Annotated in this window: 20 protein-coding genes; 6 read left to right on the top strand and 14 right to left on the bottom strand. The window is 62.9% G+C overall.

What is annotated here, in order from left to right; translation table 11 throughout:
• Window positions 1–86 precede the first annotated feature (86 nt).
• The 3 genes from HX815_RS13625 to HX815_RS13615 all read right to left on the bottom strand — a co-directional run bounded on the left by HX815_RS13625 (window position 87) and on the right by HX815_RS13615 (window position 1,809).
• Entirely contained in the window at window positions 87–434 is a 348-nt protein-coding gene (locus HX815_RS13625; RefSeq protein WP_023658746.1) for a hypothetical protein, read from the bottom strand.
• A 137-nt stretch (window positions 435–571) separates the two neighbouring features.
• On the bottom strand, window positions 572–1,294 hold the full coding sequence (locus HX815_RS13620; RefSeq protein WP_008434624.1) for a pirin family protein: 723 nt from the start codon (window positions 1,292–1,294) through the stop codon (window positions 572–574).
• Between the two features lie 83 nt (window positions 1,295–1,377).
• The gene (locus HX815_RS13615; RefSeq protein ID WP_023658747.1) at window positions 1,378–1,809 is read right to left on the bottom strand and encodes an AraC family transcriptional regulator; all 432 of its coding nucleotides are present in this window, start codon (window positions 1,807–1,809) and stop codon (window positions 1,378–1,380) included.
• A gap of 170 nt (window positions 1,810–1,979) precedes the next feature.
• Here HX815_RS13615 and HX815_RS13610 point away from each other — a divergent pair, with 170 nt between their 5' ends.
• The 4 genes from HX815_RS13610 to HX815_RS13595 all read left to right on the top strand — a co-directional run bounded on the left by HX815_RS13610 (window position 1,980) and on the right by HX815_RS13595 (window position 6,117).
• The gene (locus HX815_RS13610; RefSeq protein WP_177028409.1) at window positions 1,980–2,570 is read left to right on the top strand and encodes an antibiotic biosynthesis monooxygenase; all 591 of its coding nucleotides are present in this window, start codon (window positions 1,980–1,982) and stop codon (window positions 2,568–2,570) included.
• A complete protein-coding gene (locus HX815_RS13605; protein ID WP_003207313.1) occupies window positions 2,567–4,405 on the top strand; it encodes an amidohydrolase in 1,839 nt (612 codons plus the stop codon). The genes HX815_RS13610 and HX815_RS13605 overlap by 4 nt, the downstream gene beginning before the upstream one ends.
• 18 nt (window positions 4,406–4,423) lie before the next feature.
• Window positions 4,424–5,047: an isochorismate family cysteine hydrolase YcaC gene (ycaC, locus tag HX815_RS13600; protein ID WP_177028445.1), complete on the top strand. Its 624-nt coding sequence runs from the start codon at window positions 4,424–4,426 to the stop codon at window positions 5,045–5,047.
• Window positions 5,048–5,229: 182 nt separating this feature from the next.
• Entirely contained in the window at window positions 5,230–6,117 is an 888-nt protein-coding gene (locus HX815_RS13595; RefSeq protein ID WP_177028408.1) for a LysR family transcriptional regulator, read from the top strand.
• A 1-nt stretch (window position 6,118) separates the two neighbouring features.
• On the opposite strand, the gene HX815_RS13590 is transcribed toward HX815_RS13595, so the two are convergent.
• From HX815_RS13590 to HX815_RS13540, 11 genes are all read right to left on the bottom strand, one after another.
• Complete coding sequence (locus tag HX815_RS13590) at window positions 6,119–8,806, bottom strand: TonB-dependent siderophore receptor (RefSeq protein ID WP_256351098.1); 2,688 nt, start codon at window positions 8,804–8,806, stop codon at window positions 6,119–6,121.
• A gap of 36 nt (window positions 8,807–8,842) precedes the next feature.
• Entirely contained in the window at window positions 8,843–9,334 is a 492-nt protein-coding gene (locus HX815_RS13585; RefSeq protein WP_003211308.1) for a RidA family protein, read from the bottom strand.
• A gap of 25 nt (window positions 9,335–9,359) precedes the next feature.
• The gene (locus HX815_RS13580) at window positions 9,360–10,934 is read right to left on the bottom strand and encodes an FAD-dependent oxidoreductase (RefSeq protein WP_177028407.1); all 1,575 of its coding nucleotides are present in this window, start codon (window positions 10,932–10,934) and stop codon (window positions 9,360–9,362) included.
• 26 nt (window positions 10,935–10,960) lie between these two features.
• Window positions 10,961–13,081, bottom strand: a complete 2,121-nt coding sequence (locus HX815_RS13575; protein WP_177028406.1) for a TonB-dependent receptor — start codon at window positions 13,079–13,081, stop codon at window positions 10,961–10,963.
• Window positions 13,082–13,390: 309 nt separating this feature from the next.
• A complete protein-coding gene (locus HX815_RS13570; RefSeq protein WP_003211305.1) occupies window positions 13,391–14,350 on the bottom strand; it encodes a D-isomer specific 2-hydroxyacid dehydrogenase family protein in 960 nt (319 codons plus the stop codon).
• Entirely contained in the window at window positions 14,347–15,525 is a 1,179-nt protein-coding gene (locus tag HX815_RS13565; protein WP_177028405.1) for an acyl-CoA dehydrogenase family protein, read from the bottom strand. The genes HX815_RS13570 and HX815_RS13565 overlap by 4 nt, the downstream gene beginning before the upstream one ends.
• A gap of 139 nt (window positions 15,526–15,664) precedes the next feature.
• Complete coding sequence (locus tag HX815_RS13560) at window positions 15,665–16,669, bottom strand: ABC transporter substrate-binding protein (protein ID WP_003211303.1); 1,005 nt, start codon at window positions 16,667–16,669, stop codon at window positions 15,665–15,667.
• 13 nt (window positions 16,670–16,682) lie between these two features.
• The gene (locus HX815_RS13555; RefSeq protein WP_008434605.1) at window positions 16,683–18,026 is read right to left on the bottom strand and encodes an LLM class flavin-dependent oxidoreductase; all 1,344 of its coding nucleotides are present in this window, start codon (window positions 18,024–18,026) and stop codon (window positions 16,683–16,685) included.
• Between the two features lie 13 nt (window positions 18,027–18,039).
• Window positions 18,040–18,996, bottom strand: coding sequence for an ABC transporter substrate-binding protein (locus HX815_RS13550; protein ID WP_177028404.1), 957 nt, complete (start codon window positions 18,994–18,996; stop codon window positions 18,040–18,042).
• 102 nt (window positions 18,997–19,098) lie between these two features.
• A complete protein-coding gene (locus HX815_RS13545; RefSeq protein ID WP_177028403.1) occupies window positions 19,099–20,679 on the bottom strand; it encodes a rhodanese-related sulfurtransferase in 1,581 nt (526 codons plus the stop codon).
• Entirely contained in the window at window positions 20,676–21,299 is a 624-nt protein-coding gene (locus tag HX815_RS13540) for a cysteine dioxygenase (protein ID WP_003211299.1), read from the bottom strand. The genes HX815_RS13545 and HX815_RS13540 overlap by 4 nt, the downstream gene beginning before the upstream one ends.
• 220 nt (window positions 21,300–21,519) lie before the next feature.
• On the opposite strand from HX815_RS13540, the gene HX815_RS13535 reads away from it, so the two are divergent.
• Window positions 21,520–22,425 carry a LysR family transcriptional regulator gene (locus tag HX815_RS13535; protein ID WP_008434597.1) on the top strand — a complete coding sequence of 302 codons (906 nt, stop codon included), beginning with the start codon at window positions 21,520–21,522 and terminating at the stop codon, window positions 22,423–22,425.
• Window positions 22,426–22,532: 107 nt separating this feature from the next.
• On the top strand, window positions 22,533–23,327 hold the full coding sequence (locus HX815_RS13530; protein ID WP_177028402.1) for a class II aldolase/adducin family protein: 795 nt from the start codon (window positions 22,533–22,535) through the stop codon (window positions 23,325–23,327).
• Window positions 23,328–23,568: the final 241 nt, after the last annotated feature.

Raw genomic sequence — 23,568 nt, 5'->3', positions numbered from 1 at the left:
CGTGGCGCTTGTGAGGATCAGTTAACAGCAGGCGAAAAAAAGCCGGCTGATCAGGCCGGCTGGGGGTGAACCGCGAACGACAGGGGTTACGCGCGGTTTTCCATCAGGCGGTCAGCGCCACCTTCAGCTACACGGTTTTCTTGAAGACGGTCTGCACCACCTTCAGCTACACGGTTGCCTTGAAGACGCTCAGCGCCACCTTCAGCTACACGGTTTTCTTGAAGGCGATCAGCGCCCCCTTCAGCAACACGACGTTCCAGCAGGCGATCAGACCCGCCTTCAGCAACGCGGCGTTCCAGCATACGGTCAGACCCACCCTCAGCCACGCGGCTGTCCATCAGGCGATCCGCGCCGCCTTCAGCGAGGGCAGGTTGGGTAAAGGCGCTTACAGCAAGTACCGAGAAAGCGAGGCTAAGCAAGAGTTGGCGTTTCATGAGGGTGTGCTCCGGGAAAGTCGTTGGTTGGTATGGATGCGATGTTACGCGGCAGATTTTTTAAGAGAACTTCATTGGGCTGATGGTGACTATCGACGCCAGCGATGGCCCGTTTTCCCGGGCCATCGCGTCGCTCATCACGGCATTTCTGGCAGTTCCCGAGGGCGCAGGTCGAACACCAGCACCTCGGCGTCCTCCCCATGGCTCAGGTGAATCTCCCGCTCATCGCGCACTCGGGCGCCGTCGCCTTCGTGCAAGCGCTGGCCATTGACTTCAACGCTGCCCCGCGCCACATGGATGTAGGCGTAGCGTTCCGGGGCCAGCGGCAGGCTGGCGGTTTCAAAGCCGTTGAACAGCCCGGCATACACCCGCGCGTCCTGGCGCACGCCGAGGGAGCCGTCGGTGCCTTCCGGCGAGATGATCAACTGCAACCGGCCGCGTTTCTGCGCCTCGGTGAAGTGCTCTTGCTGATAGCGCGGTTCGGCGCCCGCCACGTCCGGCACGATCCAGATTTGCAGGAAGTGCACGCCCTGGGTGTGGCTGTGGTTGAACTCGCTGTGGGCCACGCCGCTGCCGGCGCTCATCAGTTGCACATCGCCGGGGCGGATCACCGAACCGGTGCCCAGGGTGTCCTTGTGTTCCAGGGCGCCTTCGAGCACATAGGAGAAAATCTCCATGTCGCGGTGCGGGTGTTGGCCGAAGCCCTTGCCGGCGGCAACCCGGTCATCGTTGATCACTAGCAGGTCGGAAAAACCCTGTTCTTTGGGATTCCAGTAGTTGGCGAACGAGAAGGTGTGGAACGACTTCAACCAACCGTGATTGGCGGCGCCGCGTTCCGAGGCTTTGCGAAGGGTCAGCATGGGGTGTTCTCCTCAAGGGAAGCCTGGCTGCGAGATGCAGGGCTTCGGTGTGAGGAGAAGATTACTGGTTAACGACAGGTTGATTAAGAAGCTGAAATCGGAATGACTGTCTCTTTTAGGTTGACGATCGCCAGCTGTGCCGTCCGCAGATGATGGCGGTAGCGCAGCTGAAGTTTGCGCCAGGCCATTGGGTTCACGCCTTCGCTGCGGCTGAACAGGTGACAGAAGTGCGCCTGGTCGCAGAACCCGCATTCCTGGCTGATCTGCGTCAGGCTCAGGGCGGAGCCGGTGATCAGCACCTTGGCCTGCTTGATGCGTTGCTGGCGAATCCATTCCTGGGGCGATACACCGGTGGTGCGCTTGAAGGCCCTGGAGAAATGGCTGCGGGACAGCTCACAGGCGCGAGCCAGTTCCGTCACCTCCAGGGGGCCAGCAAGATTGGCGAGGATCAATTGCTTGACCCTCTGTTCCCGCTCTGAACACAGGGTTCCGGTTGCAGCTGCTGGTTGAGCCATGATCGCTATCCGTGGTCGATGGGCGCTTGTTTTCACACACCTTACCGGTGAATGAATCCCCAGTGTAGACCGCTGCAAGCATCTGTTGAACTGAGCACATGCATGCAATTTTTCTGGATCGGGCCGTCGCACACTAGCGCGAACGTTCAAGCATCCAGGGGAAGGGCACGATGGACTCAACAGCACAAGGCGGGCCGGACGAGGTCGTGACCCTGGTGGTCAAGCACCGCATAAAACCCGGGCTTGAAGCCGACTACGAAGCCTGGCTGCGACGCATCGTGCGTATTGCCGGTGAGCGTCCCGGGCACCTCGGCGTCGATGTGGTGCGCAGTAAACAGGGCGGGTTGGCGCTATTCACCTGCGTGCTGCGTTACCGCTCCACCGAAGACCTGGAGCGCTGGCTCGATTCGCCGCAGCGCCTGGAGCTGATCAACCAAGCCGCACCGATGCTGGCCGACGGCGACCAGACCGAAGTCGGCGCGGTCAACGAGTTCTGGTTCTCGCCCCTGGCCGATACTGCCGCCAAGCCGCCGCGCTGGAAACAGGCAGTGGTCACGCTGCTGGTGATCCTGCCGCTGACGTTGCTGGTGCCGATCATCTGGGGCCCGGTACTGCGGCTGCACCCGTTCCTGTCCAACTACATCGTCGCCACCTTCCTGGTCACCCTGACCATCGTTGTACTGGTGGTTTACCTGCTGATGCCGGCGGCCACCCGTCTGTTCGCGCCCTGGCTTGAAGCCTCTGTAAAGGAAACCCTATGAACGCCGACCTGATTCTGTTCAATGGCCAGTTCCACACCGTGGACCGTGAAAATCCCCGCGCCACGGCAGTTGCGATCCACCAGGGACGCTTCGTCGCGGTGGGCACCGACGGCGAAGCCATGGCCCTTCGCGGCAGTGGTACCCAGGTCATCGACCTCAAGGGTCGCACCGTCATCCCTGGCCTCAACGACTCGCACCTGCACCTGATCCGTGGTGGCCTGAACTACAACCTCGAACTGCGCTGGGAAGGCGTGCCGTCCCTGGCCGATGCCCTGCGCATGCTCAAGGACCAGGCCGACCGCACGCCCACGCCGCAGTGGGTGAGGGTGGTGGGCGGCTGGAACGAATTCCAGTTCGCCGAAAAACGCATGCCCACCCTCGACGAGCTCAACCAGGCCGCCCCCGATACGCCGGTGTTCGTGTTGCACCTGTATGACCGGGCCTTGCTCAACCGCGCCGCCCTGCGCGTGGCTGGCTACACCAAGGACACACCGAACCCGCCCGGCGGCGAGATCGTGCGCGACCATAACGGCAACCCCACCGGCATGCTGGTGGCGCGGCCCAACGCGATGATTCTCTACGCGACCCTGGCCAAGGGCCCGAAACTGCCCCTGGAATACCAGGTGAATTCCACCCGCCAGTTCATGCGCGAACTCAACCGCCTGGGGCTGACCAGTGCCATCGACGCCGGCGGTGGTTTCCAGAACTATCCCGACGATTACGCGGTGATCGAACAGTTGGCCAAGGACCAGCAACTGACCGTGCGCATCGCGTACAACCTGTTCACCCAGAAGCCCAAGGAAGAACTCAGCGACTTCAAGAACTGGACCGGCAGCGTGACCCTGCATCAGGGCGACGACTATCTGCGCCACAACGGCGCCGGCGAAATGCTGGTGTTCTCGGCGGCCGACTTCGAAGACTTCCTCGAACCACGCCCAGACCTGCCGCTGACCATGGAGCAGGAACTGGAGCCGGTGGTGCGCCACCTGGTGGAACAGCGCTGGCCGTTCCGCCTGCACGCCACCTACAACGAGTCGATCTCGCGGATGCTCGACGTGTTCGAGAAGGTCAACCGCGACATCCCGTTCAACGGCTTGCCATGGTTCTTCGACCACGCCGAAACCATCACCCCGCAGAACATCGAGCGCGTGCGGGCGCTGGGCGGCGGCATCGCGATCCAGGACCGCATGGCGTTCCAGGGTGAGTACTTTGTGGAGCGCTACGGCGCCAAGGCCGCCGAGGCCACGCCGCCGATCAAGCGCATGCTCGCCGAAGGCGTGCCGGTGGGCGCTGGCACCGACGCCACCCGGGTGTCGAGCTACAACCCCTGGACCTCGCTGTACTGGATGGTCAGCGGCCGCACCGTCGGCGGGCTGGAACTGCACGCCGAGGGGCTGCCCCGGCTGACGGCCCTGGAACTGTTCACCCACGGCAGCGCCTGGTTCTCCTCCGAGCAGGGCAAGAAGGGCCAGATCAAGGTCGGCCAACTGGCGGACGTGGCGGCACTGTCGGCGGACTTCTTCAGTGTCGATGAGGAGGCCATCAAGTGGATCGAATCGGTACTCACCGTGGTCGGCGGCAAGGTGGTGTACGGCGCCGGCGACTTTGAAGATTTCGCACCACCCAGCGTGCCGGTGCTGCCGGACTGGTCGCCGGTGGTCAAGGTCCCGGGCCACTGGCGCCCGGCGTCAGCGCTGCAAGCCCAGGTGCACCAGTGCAGCGGCCCCTGTGGCGTGCATGCCCATAGCCATGAACGGGCGCGTCTCTCGAACGTGCCGGTCAGCGACTTCCAGGGTTTCTGGGGCGCGTTTGGCTGCTCGTGTTTTGCCTTCTGAATCTAACCCCAAAAGAGTATTCCCATGACTTACAAACGCCTGAACAAAGATGACGCCGTGGTCCTGCTGGTGGATCACCAGACCGGCCTGATTTCCCTGGTGCAGGACTTCTCGCCCAACGAGTTCAAGAACAACGTGCTGGCCCTGGCGGACCTGGCCAAGTTCTTCAAGCTGCCGACTATCCTCACCACCAGTTTCGAAAGCGGCCCCAACGGCCCGATGGTGCCGGAGCTGAAAGAACTGTTCCCGGACGCGCCTTACATCCCGCGCCCTGGCCAGATCAACGCATGGGACAACGAAGATTTCGTCAAGGCAGTGAAAGCCACCGGGCGCAAGCAACTGATCATTGCCGGTGTGGTGACCGACGTGTGCGTGACCTTCCCGACGCTGTCGGCCCTGGCTGAAGGGTTTGAAGTGTTTGTGGTGACCGATGCGTCGGGCACCTTCAATGAGACCGTGCAACAGGCGGCGTGGGCACGCATGACGGCGGCCGGTGCACAGCTGGTGAACTGGTTCTCGGTGGCCTGCGAGCTGCAAGGGGATTGGCGCAACGACATGGAAGGCCTGGCGAATCTGCTGTCGCCGCGTATTCCCAACTATCGCAATTTGATGAACAGCTACTCGGCGCTGACGGCCAAATAAACCGCTCTCTGATATGCAGGTAATCCAATGTGGGAGCGGGCTTGCTCGCGAAGGCGGTGTGCCAGTCAATACATGTACCGACTGACCCACCGCCTTCGCGAGCAAGCCCGCTCCCACATTTTGATTTGTGGTGTGGCGACTGACCGGCTATAAAACAGCCCAGCGTCCACCGAGAAGCGACAATGAACCCCTTCGAAGACATGCGCCTGTTTTGCCAGGTCATGGAATCCGGCAGTTTCACCGCTGCCGCCGAGCATCTTGGCCTGTCCAAGCAATTTGTCAGCCGCCGCCTGATCCAGCTGGAAGAGCGCCTCGGCGTACGCTTGCTCAACCGCTCCACCCGCCGCCTGGACGTCACGCCGCTGGGCCAGAGTTACTACGAATCCGCCCTGCGCCTGCTCAGTGAAGTCGAGCAAGTGGAGCAGGGCATCGCCGGGCAAAACACCGAGCCCCGAGGCACCATTCGCCTGAGCGCGCCGTTGTCGTTTGCCATGGCGCACCTGGGTTGCCTGTTGCCGCTGTTCCTGCAACGCCACCCTCATGTCACCGTGGAAGTGGACCTCAGCGACCGCCCGGTAGACCTCATCAGCGAGGGCTACGACCTGGTGCTGCGCATCGGCACCCTCGAGGATTCGACCCTGATCGCCCGACGCATCGCCAGTGTGCAGCGCGTCTACTGCGCCAGTCCCGACTACCTGGCCCGCCACGGCACGCCGCAGAGTCCCGATGACCTGGCCGATCACGCATGCCTGCCTTACGGCCATGGTCGCCAGGTGCAATGGCACTTCAAGGTCGATGGCAAACCCCACACCCGCAACGTCAGCGGGCGCATGCGGGTCAACAACGGTGAGCTGCTGCGGGATGCCGCCGTGGCCGGGTTGGGCATCACCTACCTACCCAATTTTATCGTTGCCCAAGCCTTGCAGGACGGCCGCCTGGTGACGCTGCTGGAAGACTGCGCGCCCGAACCCCTGACCCTTTCCGCCGTTTACCCCCAGCACCGCCAGAGCTCGCGCCCGGTGCAGGCGTTGATCGAGTTCCTGCGTGAACGCCTGGCCGGCGGTTGTTGAATCAGAACGCGTACTGCACCCGGCTGTAGTAATACCCGCCGGTAAACCCGAACGGCGAATAGCTGCCCCAGTTATCGCCGAACGACGAGTTCTTCACGCCGATGTGATCCGGGTATTTGTCGAACAGGTTCTGCGCACCTACGGCCACCGTCAGCTGTTTGCTGATCGCGTAGGCCACGTCGAGGTCAGTGATCCACTGGGCCGAATACGTGCGGTCCAGGCTCGCGTCGCTGGAGCTGTTGACCTCGGTGTAGGTGCCGTAGCGAGTCAGGCGCAGGTTGACGTCGAAGTCGTGGATCGCCCAGTCGGCGGAGAAGATCATCTTGCTGCTGGGTGAAGTCTTGGTGATCAGTGCCCGTGACTGGCGACCCATCAACTGGAAGTTGCCCAGGGCGGCTAGCTGCGCCGGGGTGTCGTTGACGCTGAGGATCTGCGTGTGGTTGTAGTTCAGCGCCGCCGTCCATTTCACCGAGCCGTAGCGGTCGAGGTTCTGCCGGTAGTTGCCCACCACGTCCACCCCGGAGGTGCGGGTGTTGGCGCCGTTGGTGAAGTACTGTGCGCCCGCCGTGGCCGGTACGCCGATGCTGTCCAGCAGGGAGGCAATGCCCGGGCCCTGGAAGCGTTCGCTGAGCACCAGGCGGTCCCGCAGGTTGATCACGTAGCCGTCCACCGTGAGGCTCAAGTCATCGCTTGGGGTCAGGGCGAAACCGAGGCTGAAGTTAGTCGAGCGCTCCGGCTTCAGTGACTTGGCACCCAATGCCTGAGCGCCGGCGGAATCCACCGGCAGGATCACGTAGTTATACGACTGGTACACGCCATTGATGGTGTCGAACCCGGTGGAGCGTGCGGTGAAGATCTCGTTGGCCAGGGACGGTGCGCGAAAGCCGTTGCTCACGGTGCCGCGCAGGGCGAACACCGGGTTGAACGCATACCGCGTGCTGAGCTTGCCGCTGCGGGTACCGCCGACGCCTTCGTTGTAATGTTCGTAGCGTCCGGCCACGCCGACGTACCACTGCTCGGTGGGGTAGAACCCGAGATCGACATAGCTGGCGACGCTGTTGCGGCTGACCTTCTGCGCGTCTTCCGGACGGATGCCGTTGGTGACCTGGGCCCCCGGATCGGGACGCTGCCCGGCACGCGGATGGCCTGCCGGGAACACGTAGCCGCCATCGATATAGGAAGCCTCGGAGCCGGCGCGGGTCTCGTAGCTTTCGCGCCGGTGCTCCAGGCCGAACGCCACGTCCAGCGGCTTGGCCAGGCCGATCTCGTAGGTGTTTTTCAGGTCGAGGTTGGTGGTGAGCTGGTCGGCGATGTAGATCCCGGAGGTGAACTTGTTCGGTGTGCTTTCGCCCAGGGACGGGTTCTGGTTGTCGTAGGTGCGCTGCTTGGCGTAGTTGCGCCCGTAGGTGCTGCTCAGGTCCCAACCCCAGCCACCGCCAAGGTCGTTGCCCTTGGCGCCGAAAGCCGATTGGAAGTCCGTCTCGTTGACCAGCCAGTACGGGCTGTAGCCTTCGGGGTACCCATTGGGCCCGGTGGTGATGGTGTTGCGGCCGTTGGGCAGGCGGAAGTTCTGGCCGTCGTTGTTCTCCCGGGTGGCCAGGGTGGAAAACGAGTACAGCGTCAGGTTGTCGTTCAGCGGCAGGTCGAGGTTGTACGCCACATCGCCCAACTGGCTGCGGGGCGAGCCGTAGCCTTTGTAGGTGTGGTGGCTGGAGGTGGCTTCGCGCGGGTCGGGGGAACCGTCCGCCAGCGGGTAGTAATGGCTGCTGTAGCCGTTGCTGCCGGCCTTGTTGTCGCGTTCCTGGTAGCGGGTGTCGAGGGACACGTTGAGCACCCCGGCTTCACCCACCTGGAAGCCATAGTTCAGCGCCTCCTGGCCGGTGCCGCGCTTGCCGTCGTAGTTCTGGCCCAGGGTGGTGTCGGAACTGCCGCCGGTGGTCTGCTTGAGGATGATGTTGATCACCCCGGAAATCGCATCCGAGCCGTATTGCGCCGCTGCACCGTCGCGCAGCACCTCTACATGGTCGATGGCAGCCACCGGGATCAGGTCGAGGTCGCTGGGGGCCGCGCCGCTGTTGATGCCGTTGATGTTCAGGGTGGCGCTGGTATGGCGGCGTTTGCCGTTGACCAGCACCAGTACGTGAGAGGCAGTGAGGCCGCGTAGGGTAGCCGAACGCACCACGCCGCTGGCATCCCAGCCAGCGCGGTCGGGCAGGTTGAAGGAGGGGATGAGCTTGCCCAATGCCTCCAGCAAACTCGGCTTGCCCACGGCCCGCAGTTGTTCGCCGCTGATCACATCAATCGGCGTGGGGCTGGTGGTGACGGTGCGTTGTTCGGCGCCACGGTTGCCGGTGACCACCACGGTGTCGAGGGTGGGGGAGCGGTCTTCGGCAGATTCGACGCCGAAGGACGCCAGGCCGCACGCCAGCGAGAGCGGCAGGAGTTTCAGATGATTGTACCGGTGTAGCCTTTTACGATGAGCGAGCTTGCTGTGGCCAGGGAGCTTGCTGTGGTGAGGGAGCTTGCTGTGGCGAGGGAGCTTGCTCCCGCTGGGCTGCGTAGCAGCCCCAATACCGTCGCCACAGTCTTCCGGGGAAATTGCGGAGTCAGGCTTCAGGGCCGCTACGCGCCCCAGCGGGAGCAAGCTCCCTCGCCACAAAGGTGCCGTCAGCCAGTTGAGTTTTCGCATGAGAGTGGAGCTCCTTGGTCTCGAGTGATGTCCCTGTCAGCGTTTGCGCGCGGCAACCGCTTCGATTTCTACCAGCCCGCCGGGCAATGGCAGCGCGACGACTTGCACCGCGGTGCGCGCCGGTTTTTTCGGCTGCTCGGCACTGCCGAAAAACGGCGTGTAGCCTTCCTGCAACCCGGCAAAGTCGAGCTTGCCGCCCTTGGCTGGATCGCCCACCAGGAATATCCGCAGCTGCACCACATCTCCCAAATCCAGGCCCTGGCCTTGCAGCACACCCTTGAGCTTGTTGAGGATCGACGTGGTCTGGATGGCCGTGTCGCCATAGGCGGCAAACGAGTCTTTCGGCGCCTTGGGGTCATGCAGGTCGGCCAGCAACCCACTCACAAACAGCAGCTCGGTCTGTGGCGGCACCGACACCGCCAATGAGATCGGGAAATTCGAGTTCGGCAGCGGCACGCGCTTGATCTCATCGGCGTGGGCGGCAAGGGTGGTGGCGGTCATCAGCAGTCCTGCAAAAAGCGTCTTCATCGGTTCATTCCTTGAGAGAGAAAAGTCAGGCGGCGACGCCCGGTTGCTGGCGTTCGGCATGCCGGCCGATCAGCGAGACGATGCGCCGCGCCGAATCGGCGGCGCTGTTCTGCCAGATGCCGACGCCGCCGTGGGCGAGGGCGTCGCTGGCCAGGTACGTGCGGCCCTGGGGCTCGTTGAGCAGGCGGTAGGCGCTTTCGCCGACCTCGTCGTTAACGATCCACGGGCCCTTGCTGTAGCTGACTTTCGACCAGTTGATCGCCACCGGTTTTTGCAGCTTGGCGCTGTGGCCGGGGTGCAACAGCTCCACCGCCTGGCGTGAGGAGGCGAACTGTTCGGCCAGGGATTTCTGGCTGAAGGCCTGGGCCGATTCACTGGTGTTGTAGGCCGCCACCAGAATCCCCTGGGCGCTGTTGAGGCGGTCGCTGGGGTACCACAGGCCTTTGACTTCATGGTCGAGGTACGACAGGCCGCCGTAGATGTTGAAGTCGGTTTCCCAGAAGCGCGGCGCCTGCCAGGCCACCTTGTTGGCCTGGTCGCTTTGCGCGGTCTGGATCGCCTGCTTGAAGGGTGCCGTGAAGTTGGTTGGCAGCTTGGCCAGCAGCGGCAAGGGCACGGTGACAATCGCGTAGTCGGCACTCAGCACCTGGGTCTTGCCGCTGATACGGTCGCGGTAGGTGATCCGGCTGCCTTGCTCCGAGGTCTGGATATCGCTGACTTCGGCGTTGAAGCGCACCGCATCTTTCAGATGCTCGTAGAAGGCATACGGAATACGGTCCATGCCGCCCACCGGCTGGAACATGGTGGAGGAAAACTCCGGGATTTCATCGAACACCAGCGCGCCCCACAGCTTGGGATTGAGCAGGGTCTGCAGCTCCAGCGGCGCGCGGGTCACGCCGGTCTGGTCGCCGGCGCCGGGCACGCGAGTGTAGCCGGAGCGCACCGAACCCTTGTATTGCAGGTCGCCGTTGAGGTCGCCGTACACCTTGAGGAAACTCAGCAGCGCCTTGCGGTCATCCACGCTCAGGTCCTGGTCCAACGCCTTGCGGCTGACTGTGCGGGCCAGCAGTTCCGAGAGCTGGCCACGGGTGTCATTGACCGCCTGGCGCAGCTGGAATGCCGGTCGCTGCGTATCCGGCCGGGCCAGGGCGTTGCGGCTGCTGTTGACCAGTACTTGCAGCTCCACACCCAGCTCGCGGCAGTAGCCGAGGATCGTCTGGTGGTGGCTGGGAATACGCGCGGGGCCGGCGTTGAAAAACTGCCCGTCATCAAAGTCGACGGTCTGGCTGACGCCGTCGTCGAAATCGACCTTGGTGCCTCGGCGCAGGGTCCAGTTGCGTCCACCCACCCGGTCGCGGGCTTCCAGGATCGTCACGTTGAACCCGGCCTTGCGCAGCTCATAGGCGCTGACCAGCCCGGAGATCCCGGCGCCGACCACCACCACTTGCTTGCCTTTGCCGGTGCTGCCCAATTGCAGCGGGGTAAAGCTCGATGCCACCGCCTGAGGCGTCAGCCCCAGCGCGCCCAATGCGCTGACAGCGGCGGAATAACCGCCCACGGCGGCAATACGGGAAATCAGTTCCCTGCGGGTAAAAGCCATGATTCGCTCCTTGAGATAGCGGTTTGTCAGAGGTCGTAGCGCACGGTCAGCAACAGGGTTCGCGGGTCGTTGACCGAGTAGTAGCGGGCGCCGCTGGAGGGCACGTAGCCCACCGACTGCGGGTAGGCGCGGTCCAGCAGGTTTTTCACTGCCAGGGTGGTGGTCCAGTGGCCGTCGCCGCTGATGTAGCGGGTGTTGGCGTTCCAGAAGGTCTGTTGCGGGATTTCCTGGATGTCGTCGTTCAATGCGTTGGCGTAGGACTTGGTCTGGAACTGCGCATCGGTGCCCGCCAGCCAGGTACCCGGCAGCCCGGCCGGGATGGTGTAGTTCAGGCCAACGCTCGCGTTCCAGCGTGGCGAGAACACCAGTTGCTTGCCGTTGGCATCCACCCCGGCACCGCTGGCGTTCTGGAAGTCGTCGTACTTGCTTTGCAGGTAGCCGACGTTGGCGGTCAGTTGCAGGTCGCGGCTCAGGGCGGTGAGGGTTTCCAGTTCTACGCCGTAGGTGTGGGCACGGCCGACGTTGGTGCGCAGGCTCACCCCCAGCGCCGGGTCATAGGCGTTGGTTTGCAGGTCTTTGTAGTCGTTGTAGAACAGCGCGACGTTGGCCCGCAGGCGCTGGTCGAAGAAGTCGCCCTTGACCCCGGTTTCCCAGGTGGTCACGTCTTCCGGGGAGAACGCCTGTTCGGCGGCGGCCTGGGTGGGGGCGCGGTTGTCGTAGCCACCGGCCTTGAAGCCCTTGGCGACGTAGGCGTACTGGTTCAGGTGCGGGGTCCAGGCGTATTCGAAGCCGATCTTCGGGCTGGTGGACTGCCAGGATTTGCTCGACTCGGCGGTGAAGTTGGTGCCGGTGATTTGCCGGTCGGTGTTGATCGCGTAGTTGGTGAAGTCGAAATTCTTGTGCTCGCGGGTAAAGCGCAGGCCGGCGATCAGCGACAGTTGTTGCGTCAGCTTGTAGGTGCCCTGGCCATACAGCGCATAGCTTTCGGTGTTGGTGGTGCTGTATTGGCCCTGGCCGATCACCCGATTGCGGGCGATGGAATAGGTAAGGTTGTCGCGGTCGGCGTCGAACTTCTCGCGGTACAGGTACACCCCGGTGCTGAAGCTGAAATCGTCGTAGTCGCCGTTGAGCTGGAACTCCTGGGTCGCATAGTTTTGCTTGTACAGGATCAGGTTGTTCTGGATCAGCGCGGCTTGCCCTGAGTTGTCGTAGTCCACCGGTTGGTGGAACGCCGAGTAGGCGGTCACCGACTTGAAGTTCAGGTTGTCATTGATCGCGTAAATCGCCCGCAGTACCGAGCTGCCCTGGTCCAGGCGGTTTTTCGGGTCGAGGCTGCTGTAGCTCTTGAATTTGTCGAAATGCCCGTTGGCGTCGAAAGGCGTGTAGCTGGTGGTGTCGCCCCGGTCGAAGGTACCGGCCAGTGTCAGTTGCACATCCCACGACGAATCCACCGGCTTGTAGCGCAGCTTGCCGCGATAGGACTGGATGTCGACGTTGTTTACATCCTTGCCCCGGGTGGGGTCGGAGACGGTGCCGTCGCGGCTCAGGCGGATCGCCGAGAAACTGCCGAACAGCGCGTTGTCCACCAGCGGGCCGCTGATCAGCAGGCGTGCGTTCTGCGCATCGTAGTTGCCGGCGCCCAGCTCTACAAAACCACGGGTTTCCTGGGTCGGATCGCGGGTGATCACGCGGATCGCGCCGGCGCTGCTGTTGCGTCCGTACAGGGTGCCCTGGGGCCCGCGCAGCACTTCGACACGCTCCACATCGTTGAAGTCGAGCATCGACGAAATCGCACGCGGGATGTACAGGTCATCGGCATACACGGCGACGGCGGCTTCCTGGATCGGGTCGGTTTCACCGATACCGCGAATGCCGTAGGTCTGCGCGCTGTAGGAGATCGACTGGCGGCTGAGTGTCAGGTTCGGCACCTGGCCCGAGAGGTCGCGCACGCTGTTGATCTGCTTGTCTTCAAGGGCCTTTTCATCAAACGCGGAAATCGCCAGCGGGGTTTTTTGCAGGTCTTCGCTGCGGTGCTCGGCGGTGACATTGACCACCGGCAGGGCGGTGTCGTCGGCGTGAACGGCGAGGCCGAACAGGGCGAGGGAGATGGCCAGTGCCAGGCGATTGGGTACGGCGGTAGGACTCATGATGGACCCCTGAGGTGGTTGACGGTTTAGGCAAAATTGGGCCTCCACCTGGTCAGGGGTCGGTACTGGATGTAACAGTATTTGTATAAATGCCGGGCGTAAAAGTCCGATTAGTTATAAGTTAATTATAAAAAATAGGTATGTATTGGTTTAAATGTGATGCGTAAGGCTGATGATATTTTTCAGCCGACAAAAAACAAATGTGGGAGCGGGCTTGCTCGCGAATGCGGTCGCTCAGTCAACATTGATAGTGACTGAAACACCGCATTCGCGAGCAAGCCCGCTCCCACATTTTGATTTCTGTTGGGTTTAGTAACCGCGTTGGGTATCAGCGAGGTTTTCCAGCGGCCGATCACTCAGATACCTTTCCAGATTGCCCAGAAAACTGTCCGCAATGTCATGCCGGCTATTGGTCGAAATCGCCGACGTATGCGGCGACACCCTGACCCTCGGATGCCCATACAACGCATGCCCGTCCGGCAATGGCTCGGGCTCGGTCACATCCAGCGAAGCCAGCCCGATATGGCCGCTGTCCAGCGCCTCCAGCAGCGCCTCATGATCCACCAATCCTCCCCGGGCAATATTGATCAGGTGCAACCCTGGCTTGGCATTCGCCAGCGCCTCCCGATCGACGATATGCCGTGTGGCCTCGGTCAGTGGCGCTGCCAGCACCAGGTGATCGGAACGAGCAAACAGGTCATGGATATCCCGCGCCGCTTCCACACCCTCCACGTCAAACGGCGTGTCAGTTTGGCGTAATGCCACCACCTTGATCCCCAACCCATGAGCCTTCTGCGCCAGGCTGCGGCCAATCGCGCCAAACCCGAGAATCCCCAGGGTGGTGCCCTTGAGCGGGCGCAACGGGGTGAACTGCCACTGGGCATCCTTTACCCAGATATCCGGCAAATGCTTGGCCGCCGCGAAGATTGCCGCCAGGGCGAACTCGGCGAGGTTTTCGGCGGCGCTGCCCCGTGAGGTGCTCACCGGCGGCCCGTTGAACAGCCACCTGGGATAGAAGTCGATGCCCGACGACACCACCTGGATCCACTGCACGCCATACGGCCAACCCGGGGGCGGTGTGTCCGGCGCGGTGTAGCCGCGCACATTGATCGGCCGGGCCAGCAGGATATTGGCCTGGGCCGGCAAGTCGCTGGGCACACCGGCCGGCACACTGATCACCTCTGCACCGGGGTGCGTGAGGGCCAGGCGCTGGCGGATGACTTGATTGAAATCTTCGTCCAGCTGGCTGGCGATAATCACCTGGCTCATGGGCGTTCCTTGTGTCGTTGAGCGAAGACGGCCTTGCCGACGCCTTGCAGCACCGCGTCGTTCTGCGGGGTATGCACGCGGCTGCACAGCACGTCGCGGTAATGCCGCTGCAGTGGGCTGTGTCGGGACAGGCCGGGATTGCCGGAAGCCTCGATGGCCAACTCGACGGCGCGGATCGCGTTGCCGGTCACCAGGTATTTGATCTGTGCGGCGTGGGCCGTCGGGGTGTGCCCGTCGGCGGCGGCGTCCAGCAGGCTGCGGTTGGCAAACAGCAGGGTGTCGATATGCCCGACGGTCTCCTGAAAGCGCGGCAAGGTCGACAGCGCGGCGCCGAGGTTGGACGGCTTGCGTTGTTCCAGCCAGTCCACCAGCCAGTCGCGCGCGGCCTGGGCCACGGCGTCGTACACCGATGAGAGCAGTACCGACATCCACAGGAACCCGTCACCGTCCAGTTCCGCCTGCGGTGCGCTCCAGGGGCTGACGCTGACCGCGTGGTCCAGCGGCACCAGCACGTTGTCGAACACCACTTCATGGCTGCAGGTGGCGCGCATGCCGAGGTGGTCCCAGGTGTCGATGATGCTGATGCCGGGGCTGTCCCTGGGCACCAGCCAGGCGCCTACCAACGGGTCTTCATCGCTGCTGCGGGCCCACACGCTGAACCAGCTCAGGCCGTGGCTGCCGGTGGAGTAGATCTTGCGCCCGCTGATGCGCCAGCCGGCGGCGGTACGCCGGGCGATGGTCGCGGGCAGGCCGCCACGGGCCGGGGTGCCGAGGTCGGGTTCGACGCGCAGGGCATTGATCAGCGCCCCATTGCGCACTGCATCTTCGGCGACCTGGGTGCGCAGGGCGGGCGGCCAGGTTTTGCTGTCTTGCAGGCGCGTGTGTTGCAGGTACTGCATCACCAGGATCAACGCGGTGGACGGCTCGCCCTTGGCAATCGCGCTGATGGCCTTGCGCGCCTGGCTCAGGTTGGCACCGCCACCGCCGAGGGCCTTGGGCACGGTCAGGGCGACGAGGCCGTGTTCGTGCAGCAGCTTGAAGTTGTCGTGGGGGAAGGTGCCGCTTTCATCAACGATGTGTGCAGTGGCGGCGAGCTGGGCGCTGAGGCGTTCCAGCAAGGCTTCGAAATTGGCCACTTCCACGGAGCGCAGTGACGGTTGAGAAGAAAGGCTCATGATGGGTGTACTCGTTCAAAATGTGGGAGCGGGCTTGCTCGCGAAAGCGGTGTGTCAGGTTGCACATCCGTTGGCTGATCCACCGCTTTCGCGAGCAAGCCCGCTCCCACATGGGTTATTCGGCGTTTTCGAAGGCGGGTTATATCGGCAGCAACTTGAACTGCCGGTCCCACAACGGGCTGACATCCAGCCGCTCGTTCAATACCCCGGCATTGAAGAACAGGTCCGCCACTTCCTGCTGCGAAGCGATGGCCTGGTCGTTCACCTCGATCACGCTGTAGGGCTGGCTGCGGTTGTTGTACACGTCGAGGAACACGGCCTTGTCCACACCGAGCAACTTCGCCGATTTTTCAGCCCACGGCTCAGGGTTGTTGTTCATCCATTCCAGCGTGCGCGCCTGGCGCTGCAAGTAATCCTGGATCGCCTGTTTGCGCAGCGGGTCTTCCAGGGCAGCGGGGCGGGCGCCGATCAGGTAGTTGCCGGAGAGGTAGCCGAGGGCGGTTTTCAATACCCGGGCGCCGCTGCGGAATTTCGCCAGCTGGATAAACACCCCGTAGATCACCCAGGCGTCCAGCTGGCCACTCTGGAACGCGCTGAAACCGTCCTGTGGCGTGAGTGCCACGGGGGTGATGTCGTTGAAGGTCAGCCCTTGCTCCTTCAAGGCCTTGATCAAGAAGTAGTGCGAGGTGGTGGAGCGCACATAGCCCACACGCTTGCCTTTCAACTGGGCGATGGATTCAATTTTCGACTCCTTGGGAATCAGGATCACCTGGTTATTCACGTCACCTTGCAGCACCGCAATCAGCTTCGGCTCGCGGTGGCTCTGGATCGAGAAGATCGGCGGGATCTCGCTCATGCCGCCAATGTCCAGGCTGCCGGAGGCCAGCGCTTCGACGATCAGGTTGCCGCCGGCGAACTCGGCGTAGTCGACTTTATAGGGCGTGTTGGAAGTCCCGGCGTCGTCGGTGAAGTACGAGTCCTGGCCACGGTAGGTGGCGACGGCCAGGGTCAGGTCCGAGAGCTTCGCAGGTGCAGCGAAAGCCCGGGGCACCAGCGAGGCGAGGCCCAGCGCGCCAAGGGCAATCGAACTGGCACCCAGGAAGCCGCGACGATTGAACTGTCCGTGTTTGATCGTGTTCGTCATGGTCGTGCCCTGGTCAGATGGCGATCTGCGTTGGTTGAGTTTCGAACGGGGTGCTGTAGCGGTTCGCCGGCACGTCCAGGCCAAGGTTTTCCCGCAGGGTGGCGCCGCTGTATTCGCTGCGCAACAGCCCGCGTTGTTGCAGCACCGGCACTACCAGCTCGGTGAAGTACTGCAAGCCGTCCGGCAGCAGTGAATTGATGATGAAGCCGTCGGCCGCGCCGGCTTCGAACCAGGTCTGGATCGCGTCGGCGACCTGCTCCGGGGTGCCGACAAAATCGCGCTTGGGCCGGGAGAACCGCAGGGCCACTTCCCGCAGGGTCAGGCGTTCATCGCGGGCCAGTTGCTTGATGCGGTCGGAGCCGCCTTTCTGGCTGTTGGAGCCCAGGTCGCCGAGTTCCGGGAAGGGTTCGTCCAGCGGGTACTTGCTGAAATCGTGGTCGTTGAACGGGCGGCCCAGGGCGACGATTGCGTCCTCGACGGTCACCAGCTCCACAGCTTGCTGATAGCGGCTTTCCACCTCGGCTTCGTCGCGGCCAACAATCGGCCGGATGCCCGGCAGGATCGACAACTGATCAGCATCACGGCCAAAACTGCGGGCGCGTTTCTTCAAGTCCTGGGCGTAGGCTTTGGCTTCGTCGAAGGTCTCGGCATGGACAAAAATCGCGTCGCTGTTTTCGGCGGCAAAATTGCGCCCGTCCTCGGAAGTGCCCGCCTGGAAAATCACCGGCTGGCCCTGGCGCGAGCGGGCGATATTCAGCGGGCCCTTGACCGAGAAAAACTCGCCTTTGTGTTCCAGTGCATGCAGCTTGCCAGGGGTGAAAAATTCGCCGCTTTGCTTGTTGTAGGCGAAGGCATCGTCTTCCCAGGAATCCCACAGGCCCTTGACCACATTTACGTGCTCCCTGGCGATGCGGTAGCGCACGGCGTGGGGCGGGTGCTCGGCCTTGCCGAAGTTGTCGGCGGTGCCGCTGAGCCACGAAGTCACCACGTTCCAGCCGGCGCGGCCGCCGCTGATGTGGTCCAGGGAGGCGAACTGGCGCGCCACCTGGAACGGTTCGGTGTAGCTCACGGTGACGGTCGCCACCAGGCCGATGTTCGAGGTCAGGGCCGCCAGGGCCGAAAGAATGGTCAGCGGCTCAAAACGGTTGAGGTAGTGCGGGCTGGATTTTTCATGGATATGCAGGCTGTCGGCGATGAACACGAAGTCGAACTTCGCGCCTTCGGCCAGTTGCGTCTGATGCTTGTAGAACCCGAAGTTGACGCTGGCATTGGGCTGCGCCTGCGGGTGGCGCCATTCGCCCCAGCCGTGACCGACGCCGTGCACCATGGCACCGAGTTTCAGTTGGCGTTTGCTCATGTTCTCTCTCCTTTTAGCGGGAAGCCTGGGTAAGCGGGGCACGTTTGGCGTTGAAGCTTTTGTCGAAGCCTTGGGATACGTCGATGTGTTTGGTCAGCAGGCCTTCGTCCTGATAGATGTCGGCGGTGGTTTGCAGGCCGCTGATCACCGAGTCGTCAATCGCCACCGGTTGCATATGGGTGGCGTTGGCCACGGCTACGTGCACCTCCAGCGGCAAGCCGGTGATTTTGGCCATGGCGGCGGCGAACGCCTGCGGGTGATCGTTGCTCCAGCGGTAGGCGCGGTCGACCCGGGCCACGAAGTCGTCCAGCTGCACGCGCTTGTCGGCAATCGCCTTGCTGGTGGCGGCGAGGTACAGGTGATTGCTCAGCAGGTTGTTGCCGCTGGCAAGGACTCTTGCCTGGCTCTGGCTGGTGACCACGGTGGTGTAGGGGTCCCAGGTCGACCAGGCATCGGCGGTGCCGTTATCCAGCACCAGCCGTGACTCGCTGGGCAGCAGGAAGATGAACTGCACGTCGTGGGTGGAAAGGCCGGCGCTGCGCAGCGCCTTGATCGCCAGGAAGTGCCCGATGGAGCCGCGGGTGGTGACGATGCGCTTGCCCTTGAGGTCGGCAAGATCGTGGATCGGGGAATCTTTCGCAACAATCAGCGCGGTAGTGTTGCGGCCTTCGGCGTGGATGATGCTCACCACCTTCAGCGGTGCTCCGGCACCGAGGGCGAACACGTAGGGCGCGTCCCCCAGCGCGCCGATGTCCACCGCTCCGGCGTTGAGGGCTTCGCCCAGCGGTGCGGCGGCGGGGAACTCGGACCACTGGATTTCGTAGGGCACATCCCGGGTTTCGCCGGCGACTTCCAGCAGCGCCTTGATGGTGGATTTCTGGTTGGCCACTCGCAGGGGCTGCAGGTCGGCGGCCTGGCAAGTCGCACCCAGGGTGAGGGCGGCCAGTAAAAGGGCAAGGGTAAAGCGCATCAGGCGGGCTCCAGGCTAGGTCTTGCGTTCAGTCGCCTCCGCCTGGAGAAGGGGTCGGCTGGTAGTGGGAAGAGGAGCGAGCGGGCTCGCTCCTGGGGGTGTTCAGATCACATAAAACCCGTGGGTGCCGTCGCGGGCCAGCTGGTCCACCAGGCCGAACTCCCAGTCGAGGTAGGCCTGCATGGCTTCCTTCGGATTGTCGGTGCCCTCGTACGGGCGGCGGTAGCGGTCGATGCGCGGTGAAGCGAGGCGGGTCTCGCCTTCCTCCAGCGGCAGTTGCGCGGCGATCCAGCTGGCAGTGCCGTCCTGCAGCAGGAACACGGGCTTGCCGGTCAGCGCTTCGACTTGCGCCACCGCGAGGCGCGCCAGCTGGCTGCTGCCACAGGTCAACACATAGCGTTCGGCAGCAGGCACCTTGCGCAAGGCTTCGGGCAACTGCCCGCGCAACGCCCACCAGGCACCGGGAATGTGGCGCTTGACGTAGTTGGCGCTGGCGGTGAAATCCAGTACTGCGGTGTCGCCATGAGCCTGCCATTCGGCGAGGGTGTGCGGGCTGATGAGTTCGGCCTGTTGCGGCGCCGGGACGGGGGCAACCCAGGCCCCCGGTTCGCTGAAGTGCGCAGGTTGCAGGTCATCCAGCACATGCACTTCCCAACCCAGTTGTGCGAGCCAGGACGCAGACATATTGGCCCGCACGCCGTCGTCATCCACCAGTACCAGCCGGGCGCCGCGTACGCTGGCGACGTGATCGGTTTCCTGCACCAGTTGGCCGCCCGGCGTGGAGCGCGAGCCGGGCAGGTGGCCGGCTTCGAATTCTTCCGGGGTGCGTACGTCGAACAGGTAAGTGGTGCGCGCCGCTTCCTGCTGCCAGCGTTGCAGGTCGGCGAGGGTGGCGCGGCCTACGCGGGCCTTGTCGGCGACTTGGCGGGCGTCCCTGGCGGCGATCTGGCGGTGTTCTTCCGAGGTCGGCGCGAAGCGTCGAGCCTGGCCGTGTTGCAGCTTCTGCCCGGCCAGGGTCCAGCCGATGGTGCCGTTGCGCAGGGCAGACACCGGGTTGGCGATGCCGGCATTGATCAGCGACTGGGTGCCGATGATGCTGCGGGTACGCCCGGCGCAGTTGACGATAATGCGCGTGGCCGGGTCCGGTGCCAGCTCACGGGCGCGCAGCACCAGTTCGGCGCCGGGCACGCTGATGCCGGAGGGAATGCTCATGGTCTGGTATTCATCGAAGCGGCGGGCGTCGAGCACCACCACGTCGGCGTTGCTGTCGAGCAACGCCTGCACTTCTTCAGCCGCCAGCGACGGTGTGTGGCGCTGGCTTTCCACCAGCTCGCCAAAGGATTTGCTTGGCACGTTGACGTCGATAAACAGCTCGCCACCGGCGCTGCGCCAACCGTCCAGGCCGCCTTCCAGCAGGCTGACCTCGGTATAGCCGAGCGCCTGCAAGCGCTGGGCGGCGATCTGTGCCAGGCCTTCACCGTTGTCGTACACCGTCACCTGGGTATCCCGGCGTGGGATGCGTGAATACACTTCCAGTTCCAGTTTCGACAGCGGGATATTCGCGGCGAACAGCGGGTGGGATTCGGCGAAAGGCGCTTCCTCGCGCACATCCACAAGGGCGACTTCTTCACGGTCCAGCAGGGCCTGGCGAATCTGGGCGAAGCTGCGGTTCGATACAGTCATGGGGCAGGGCTCTCTTTGGACAGGGCGTCTTTGGACAAATCCCAGATGTTCGGGAGAAAAGCGTTGGAATAACCGGAGATAAACAGTTTCTCGCTGCCGTCCGGCTGGTACACGGCGCGGCGCACCGCACCGATGTTGGCGCCATACACATGAATGCTGATGGACACCTGGTCACGGAAGGCATTGCTGACTTGATGGATGTCACCGATCTTCGGCGACACGGCTTCCACCTGGCCGGGTTCCAGCTGGATGCGCTTGCCGTCGGCGACCAGTGCGCCCTCGGCGTTACGCGCAAAGCCCTGGGAATACTCGGAACCGCGCAGCATGCCGATCAGCCCCCACACGCGATGGTCATGGATCGGCGTGGTCTGCCCCGGCCCCCACACAAAGCTGACGATGCTGAAGCGCTGGCGCGAATCGGCGTGCAGCAGGAATTGCTGATAACGCTCGGGGTCGGGTTGGGCAAACTCGTCCGGCAGCCAGTCATCGTGGCTGACCAGTTGCGCCAGCAGCTTGCCGCCGCGGTGCAGCAGGTCGCCTTCGCGAGGGTTGCCGTCGATCAATTCCGCCAGGGCGCCAATGAATGCTCTGAGTCTCTCCGGGTGTCGGGCCTGGGTCATGACAATTCCATCGTGGGTGGTTCGTGGTGATGGGTTTATCTAAGCATAATGTTTATAGTTAATATGCTATTTTTTAATGATTAGGTTATAGCGGAAAGTAATTTAGAACCGGTTTGAATAGCGTTAGACGTTATCGATCCGGGGCTTGGGCTATCCAGCCACCGTTTATGGAACTATGCTTTTCACACATCTTAATGACTGTTCTCTATGTGCGGCCCAAATGAAAATTGACGATATCGATGCCTTTGTCGAAGTGATTCGTTGCCAGTCCATCAGCCATGCCGCCGAGTCGCTGCAACTGACCCAGCCGGCCATTACCCGTCGCGTGCAGAACTTCGAGCAGGCGCTGGGGGTGGAGTTGTTCGACCGCAACACCAAGCCGCTCAAGCCTACTTTGATCGGAACGCGGGTGTATGAACAGTGCCGTTCGATCCTTCGGGAAATGGACGCCCTGCGGGAACTGGTGGCCACCGACGCGCCGCCCACCGGCCTGCTGCGCCTGGGGGTGCCGCAGACCATTGGCGACGTGGTGTTGCTGGACGCCCTCAAGCACCTGCGCAGTGAATTCCCCGAGCTGCGGGCCCAGGTGGCTACCGGCTGGGGCAGCCAACTGGTGGGCAAGATCGAGCGCGGCGAACTGGACGCGGCGGCGGCGCTGTTTCCGGCGGGCAAGATCTTCCCGGACAACATCGTCGGCGAGTCCATCGGCAAGATGGAACTGGTGGTGGTGTGTGCCAAGGCCCAACTGCCGAAGAAGCCCTGCAAGCTGGCGGACGTGTACCAGAATGGCTGGATCCTGAACCCGGATGGCTGCGGTTTCCGTGCCGGGTTGCAACGCACCCTGTCGGACCAGGGCCTGGCGTTGCGGGTCAACCTGGAGACCTTCGGCACCGAGCTACAGTTGGGCCTGGTGGCTGACGGCCTGGGCCTCGGCCTGGTGCCACGCCCGCTGCTGGAGCGCAGTGCCCATCGCGATCAACTGGCGGCCATGCCACTGAAGGACTTCAAGCCGGTGATGGACCTGTGGCTGATCTACCCGCATTTCCTGGGCAACCTGCAAGGGCCGGTGGACGCGTTTGGCAAGCTGGTGGCGGCGTCGTTGCACAAGGTGCGCAATGCGGCGTGATATGAAAAAAAATAATAATTAGCTTAGATTAAAATGTGCTTTTTATTATTTTTGGTCATCCCCTAGGCTTGCCTGGAAGTCCTTAAGGCCATCCAGGAAGTTTTGCCATGAGCAGCGTCACCTCGATCTCCAGTGTCTCGAACAACGTCCGCCAGCGGGTTACCCCGGAAGAGTGGGAGGTGCGCGTTAAACTTGCGGCGGCCTATCGGCTGGCGGCCTTGTACAAGTGGACCGACCACATCTACACGCACTTCTCCGCCCGGGTGCCGGGGCCTGAGGAGCATTTCCTGATCAATGCCTACGGGCTGTTGTTCGATGAGATCAGCGCTTCGAATCTGGTCAAGGTGGATATCGACGGCACGATTGTCGATGACCCTACGGGCCTGGGGATCAACTATGCGGGCTATGTGATCCACAGCGCTATCCATGCGGCTCGCCACGATTTGCAGGCCGTGCTGCATACGCATACGCGCGACGGTATTGCGGTGTCGGCGCAGAAGGACGGGTTGTTGCTGATCTCCCAGCATTCCATCGGGTTTTCCGGGCGCGTTGCGTACCACGGGTATGAAGGTGTGGCCCTTGACCTGGATGAGCGTGAGCGGTTGGTGGCGGACCTGGGGGACAAGAGTGTGATGATCTTGCGCAACCATGGATTGCTGACGGCGGGGGTGAGTGTGGAGCATGCGTTCCAGCAGCTGCAGGGGCTGGAGCGGGCGTGCAATATCCAGATTGCGGCGCAGGCGGGGGGGAATGCCGAGTTGATCTTTCCGCCGGCGGAGGTGGTGGCCAAGGTGGAGAAGCAGGCAGAAGTGTTCAAGAGCGGGGATGGGCCGGGGGTGGCGCGGCACTGGAATGCGTTGATTCGGCAATTGGAGCGTACGGATACTGATTACAAACTTTGACGTTGTGGGTTTGGTATTTACGCTTGGTTGTGGGTGTATATCCGTTATTTGGGTGATGGCTGATATTGGTTCCGCTCTTACAGCGGCTCACTTTTGAACAGCGCAAAAGTAAGCAAAACGCTCTTGCCCCACCACTCGGCTCCTCGCTTAGGCTCGGAGTGCCCTCACTCCGGCTTTGGACCGTGGGCCGCCGTCATGGGCCATCCTTGGCCCAGGACGGCTAACCCGGCGTCCTGCCGGG

Origin of the sequence: Pseudomonas sp. E6002, assembly GCF_013385565.1 — a bacterium.
GTDB lineage: Bacteria > Pseudomonadota > Gammaproteobacteria > Pseudomonadales > Pseudomonadaceae > Aquipseudomonas.
The sequence above is the reverse complement of the archived record's forward strand: the minus strand, read 5'-3'. Positions and strand labels throughout refer to the sequence as shown.

What these genes read in the sequence shown, in the direction of transcription:
- HX815_RS13625 (WP_023658746.1), bottom strand. Translation starts at nt 434, where the DNA reads ATGAAACGCCAACTCTTGCTTAGCCTCGCTTTCTCGGTACTTGCTGTA.
- HX815_RS13565 (WP_177028405.1), bottom strand. Translation starts at nt 15,525, where the DNA reads ATGAGCCTTTCTTCTCAACCGTCACTGCGCTCCGTGGAAGTGGCCAAT.
- HX815_RS13585 (WP_003211308.1), bottom strand. Translation starts at nt 9,334, where the DNA reads ATGAAGACGCTTTTTGCAGGACTGCTGATGACCGCCACCACCCTTGCC.
- HX815_RS13530 (WP_177028402.1), top strand. Translation starts at nt 22,533, where the DNA reads ATGAGCAGCGTCACCTCGATCTCCAGTGTCTCGAACAACGTCCGCCAG.
- HX815_RS13595 (WP_177028408.1), top strand. Translation starts at nt 5,230, where the DNA reads ATGAACCCCTTCGAAGACATGCGCCTGTTTTGCCAGGTCATGGAATCC.
- HX815_RS13605 (WP_003207313.1), top strand. Translation starts at nt 2,567, where the DNA reads ATGAACGCCGACCTGATTCTGTTCAATGGCCAGTTCCACACCGTGGAC.
- HX815_RS13545 (WP_177028403.1), bottom strand. Translation starts at nt 20,679, where the DNA reads ATGACTGTATCGAACCGCAGCTTCGCCCAGATTCGCCAGGCCCTGCTG.
- HX815_RS13590 (WP_256351098.1), bottom strand. Translation starts at nt 8,806, where the DNA reads ATGCGAAAACTCAACTGGCTGACGGCACCTTTGTGGCGAGGGAGCTTG.
- HX815_RS13610 (WP_177028409.1), top strand. Translation starts at nt 1,980, where the DNA reads ATGGACTCAACAGCACAAGGCGGGCCGGACGAGGTCGTGACCCTGGTG.
- HX815_RS13580 (WP_177028407.1), bottom strand. Translation starts at nt 10,934, where the DNA reads ATGGCTTTTACCCGCAGGGAACTGATTTCCCGTATTGCCGCCGTGGGC.
- HX815_RS13615 (WP_023658747.1), bottom strand. Translation starts at nt 1,809, where the DNA reads ATGGCTCAACCAGCAGCTGCAACCGGAACCCTGTGTTCAGAGCGGGAA.
- HX815_RS13535 (WP_008434597.1), top strand. Translation starts at nt 21,520, where the DNA reads ATGAAAATTGACGATATCGATGCCTTTGTCGAAGTGATTCGTTGCCAG.
- HX815_RS13560 (WP_003211303.1), bottom strand. Translation starts at nt 16,669, where the DNA reads ATGACGAACACGATCAAACACGGACAGTTCAATCGTCGCGGCTTCCTG.
- HX815_RS13575 (WP_177028406.1), bottom strand. Translation starts at nt 13,081, where the DNA reads ATGAGTCCTACCGCCGTACCCAATCGCCTGGCACTGGCCATCTCCCTC.
- HX815_RS13555 (WP_008434605.1), bottom strand. Translation starts at nt 18,026, where the DNA reads ATGAGCAAACGCCAACTGAAACTCGGTGCCATGGTGCACGGCGTCGGT.
- HX815_RS13620 (WP_008434624.1), bottom strand. Translation starts at nt 1,294, where the DNA reads ATGCTGACCCTTCGCAAAGCCTCGGAACGCGGCGCCGCCAATCACGGT.
- HX815_RS13540 (WP_003211299.1), bottom strand. Translation starts at nt 21,299, where the DNA reads ATGACCCAGGCCCGACACCCGGAGAGACTCAGAGCATTCATTGGCGCC.
- HX815_RS13570 (WP_003211305.1), bottom strand. Translation starts at nt 14,350, where the DNA reads ATGAGCCAGGTGATTATCGCCAGCCAGCTGGACGAAGATTTCAATCAA.
- HX815_RS13550 (WP_177028404.1), bottom strand. Translation starts at nt 18,996, where the DNA reads ATGCGCTTTACCCTTGCCCTTTTACTGGCCGCCCTCACCCTGGGTGCG.